We start from the raw sequence: 1048 nt of genomic DNA, 5'->3' as shown, positions 1-1048 counted from the left end.
ACTGAAATCGTCGTCGTTTCCGTAGGGCCATCCACTGCTCAAGAGCAGTTGCGTACTGCTCTGGCGCTGGGTGCTGATCGCGCCGTACTCGTCGAATCCGCTGAAGAACTGACCTCGCTGGCCGTTGCCAAGCTGCTCAAGGCCGTTGTCGACAAGGAACAGCCGCGACTGGTGATCCTTGGCAAACAGGCCATCGACAGCGACAACAACCAGACTGGCCAGATGCTGGCTGCACTGACCGGTTACGGCCAGGGCACCTTCGCTTCCAAAGTCGAAGTCAGCGGCGACAGCGTTGCCGTGACCCGCGAAATCGACGGCGGCGCGCAGACGGTTTCCTTGAAACTGCCGGCCATCGTCACCACCGACCTGCGTTTGAACGAGCCGCGTTATGCGTCCCTGCCAAACATCATGAAAGCCAAGAAGAAGCCGCTCGAAGTGCTGACTCCGGATGCTTTGGGCGTTTCCACCGCCTCCACCAACAAGACCGTCAAAGTCGAAGCGCCAGCTGCACGCAGCGCGGGTATCAAGGTCAAGTCGGTGGCTGAACTGGTCGAGAAACTGAAAAACGAAGCGAAGGTAATCTAATCATGACTATCTTGGTAATCGCAGAACACGACAACAAGGTGCTGGCCCCGGCCACCCTGAACACCGTTGCTGCTGCCGCCAAAATCGGTGGCGACATCCACGTACTGGTCGCTGGTCAAGGCGCTGGCGCCGTGGCTGAAGCCGCAGCAAAAGTCGCGGGCGTGAGCAAAGTACTGCTGGCCGATAACGCTGCCTACGCGCACCAGTTGCCGGAAAACGTTGCCCCTCTGGTTGCAGAGCTAGGTACTGGCTACAGCCACATCCTGGCTGCCGCCACTTCCAACGGCAAAAACATCCTGCCACGCGTTGCTGCGCAGCTGGACGTTGACCAGATCTCCGAGATCGTTTCGGTCGAAAGCGCCGACACCTTCAAGCGCCCGATCTACGCCGGTAACGCCATTGCCACCGTGCAATCGACTGCTGCCGTCAAAGTCATCACCGTGCGTGCCACCGGTTTCGACCC

Annotated in this window: 1 protein-coding gene and 1 pseudogene; both read left to right on the top strand. The window is 59.4% G+C overall.

Annotated features, from left to right (window positions below; all coding sequences use genetic code 11):
* A partial coding sequence (locus tag BHC62_RS26225; RefSeq protein WP_070996715.1) for an electron transfer flavoprotein subunit beta/FixA family protein occupies positions 1-585 on the top strand: 585 nt, incomplete at its 5' end.
* Between the two features lie 2 nt (positions 586-587).
* Positions 588-1048: pseudogene (locus BHC62_RS26220) on the top strand (electron transfer flavoprotein subunit alpha/FixB family protein); the annotation flags it as partial.

It is taken from the genome of Pseudomonas sp. 06C 126, from assembly GCF_001855215.1.
Taxonomy (GTDB): Bacteria; Pseudomonadota; Gammaproteobacteria; order Pseudomonadales; family Pseudomonadaceae; genus Aquipseudomonas; species Aquipseudomonas proteolytica.
The sequence above is the reverse complement of the archived record's forward strand: the minus strand, read 5'-3'. Positions and strand labels throughout refer to the sequence as shown.